The sequence below is a fragment of the uncultured Campylobacter sp. genome, assembly GCF_937890585.1.
Lineage (GTDB): Bacteria > Campylobacterota > Campylobacteria > Campylobacterales > Campylobacteraceae > Campylobacter_A.
On the sequence record NZ_CALACG010000238.1, the window covers coordinates 1 to 2,845 of the forward strand.

Annotated in this window: 2 protein-coding genes and 1 pseudogene; all 3 read left to right on the forward strand. The window is 43.7% G+C overall.

What is annotated here, in order from left to right:
• Positions 1-320: Rrf2 family transcriptional regulator (locus tag Q0296_RS07170; RefSeq protein WP_298038661.1), on the forward strand; the 320-nt coding region annotated here is incomplete at its 5' end.
• A gap of 2 nt (positions 321-322) precedes the next feature.
• Positions 323-2,518 carry a flagellar biosynthesis protein FlhA gene (gene flhA, locus Q0296_RS07175; protein WP_298038664.1) on the forward strand — a complete coding sequence of 732 codons (2,196 nt, stop codon included), beginning with the start codon at positions 323-325 and terminating at the stop codon, positions 2,516-2,518.
• A gap of 9 nt (positions 2,519-2,527) precedes the next feature.
• Positions 2,528-2,845: pseudogene (locus tag Q0296_RS07180) on the forward strand (3'-to-5' oligoribonuclease B); the annotation flags it as partial.

The window sequence follows — 2,845 nt, forward strand, 5'->3', positions numbered from 1 at the left end:
TCTCAAATGAGCTTAAAATTTCAAAAAGTTTTCTGGCAAAAATTTTACAAAATTTAGCAAAAGATGGAGTTTTAAAGTCATTTAAAGGAGCAAATGGCGGATTTGCACTAAATGACGAACCTGAAAATTTAAGTATAAAAAAGATAATAGAAGGCGCCGAAAAGCGCGAGCTAAGCGTCTTTGAGTGCTCATCTTCAGCACTTGGTTGCCCGTCAAACAAAGCTTCAAGCTGTCAAATTTGGTCGATGTTTAGCGGCCTTCAAGGCAAGATCGACGAGATGCTTGACGCGATAAAACTAAGTGACATCGTTAAGAAGTAAAGTTGGCAAAGCAAAAAAATAATATTTTGACTCTTGTCGCACCGTTTCTTGCGCCGATTGTCAAATTTAAAAGTCTTAGCATCGTTGGCATCATCGTTGCCATCCTTGCTATCATCATCGTTCCGCTTCCAAGCGCGGTGCTTGACTTTTTCTTGGCACTTTCGATCTCGATTTCAGTGCTTATTATTTTGATATCTATTTACGTGCCAAAGCCGACTGACCTTAGCACGTTTCCAACTCTCATTCTCATCATCACGCTTTTTCGCCTCTCGCTAAACATCGCAACTACGCGTATGATCTTAAGCGAAGGTCACAACGGCCCAGAAGCGGTAAGTGAGATCATCTCAAGCTTTGGAAATTTCGTCGTTGGTGGCAACTTCGTCATCGGCACCATCGTCTTTTGTATCTTAGTACTCATAAATTTCATGGTCGTAACAAAGGGTTCAACCCGCGTTAGTGAGGTGCAAGCGCGTTTTACACTTGATGCGATGCCTGGTAAGCAAATGGCGATAGATGCGGATCTAAACGCAGGTTTGATCGACGAAAAAACGGCGCGCGAAAGACGTCAAGCCATCATCGGCGAGGCAAATTTCTACGGCGCGATGGATGGTTCGTCTAAATTTATAAAAGGTGACGCCGTAGCCGGTATCATCATCACTATCATCAACATCATCGGCGGCTTTGCTATCGGCTCGTTTCAACACGGCCTTGATATGGCGACATCGGCTCAGTACTATACGATCCTAACTATCGGTGATGGCCTTGTGAGCCAGATACCTGGACTTATCACTTCAACAGCGACTGCTATCATCATCACAAGGGCTAGCAAAGACGACGAGGACTTTGCAGAAGGCACGCTAAATCAGCTCTTAGGTGACTATAAAACCTTGCTGATAGTGGGCTTCATACTATTTATGTTTGCCCTTGTGCCAGGTCTGCCAACCCTATCTCTTGGCTTTATAGCGCTACTATTTTTGGGGCTTGGCTACATCATTAAGCAGACAAAAGATGGCGGGCTAAATTTAAGCCTTGTGCCAAAAGAGAAAACTGCTTCTAAAAAGGCTAGCGGCGCTACGCCAAGTGGGGCAGGGGCAGCAGCTGCAAGTGGCGGGGCTGCTAAGGCACCAAAGAAGAGCGACGAAGAGATCGCAAGAGAAGAAGAGACTAAGATAAATGACATCTTAAAGCTTGAAATTTTAGAGCTTGACCTGGGATATGGCTTGCTAAAGCTAGCTGACGTGGATCTAATAGAGAGAATTCGCGCTATGAGACGAAATATCGCTTCAAGTCTTGGCTTTTTGATGCCAAAGATAAGGATCCGCGATAACCTTCAGCTACCACCAAACGAGTACCGCTTCAAGCTAAAAGGTATCGTGATCGGTCAGGGCGAAATTTACGCGGATAAATTTCTAGCGATGGATAGCGGTCTAGTTAGCGAGGATATCGAGGGGATTCCCACAAAAGAGCCAGCTTTTGGGCTAGACGCTCTTTGGATCGATGCTAGCGTCAAAGAGGACGCCATACTTAGTGGCTACACGATAGTTGATCCTGCAAGCGTCATCTCAACGCACATGAGTGAGCTTATCAAGCAAAACGCAGCCGAGCTTCTAACTCGCCAAGAGACGCAAAATTTACTAGACAAACTAAAGATCGACTACCCAGTTGTGGTCGAGGATACGCTAAGGATCGCACCTATAAATTTGATCCAAAAGGTCTTAAAAACGCTGCTTAAAGACAATATCCCGATCAAAGACCTACTTAGCATACTTGAAGCCATCAGTGACATCGCCGAGGTTAGTAAAAATTTAGATATGATCATCGAGCATGTGCGTGCAGCGCTTTCGCGTGTCATTACTTCGCTTTATGTAGATGAAAAGGGGCAGCTAAATTTTTATATCCTAGACACAGCTGCACAGCAAAAGCTGATGGATGCGGTGCAGTATAAAGACGGCGCATATCACCTAATGATAAACGTAGCGCAGACATCATCGATCGTGCAGGCGCTAAGGCGTGAAAAAGAGAAACGACCTATGAGCCAGCATGGAGAAATGGTGCTTTGCGTGGAGCCAAGCTTGCGTAAATTTATAGCAAATATCTGCGCAAATTTTGCCATTGACATAGTGGTGCTAAGCTTTGCTGAGATCTCGGCAAATACGCCATTTGAAACAGTTGGCGTCATAGAAATAGAAAATTTATAAAGGAAAACGATGAAAATTTATCACCTCTCGCACACCGATCTTGACGGATACGGAGCGCAATACATAACAAATTTTTACTTCAAAGATGTGAAATTTCTAAACTCAAACTACGGCAGAGAGATAGATGATAAATTTGCTCAAATTTTATCTGAGATAGATGCCTCAAATGATGATAAAAACGTTATCTTGATCACCGATCTAAATTTAAGCCTAGCTCAGTGCGAGAGCTTTGAGGAGATGATAGATGGTAAAAATATCAAGCTATTTTTGCTAGATCATCACCAAAGTGGTGCCGAGTGTGCGAGCACTTACTCATGGTATTTTTTA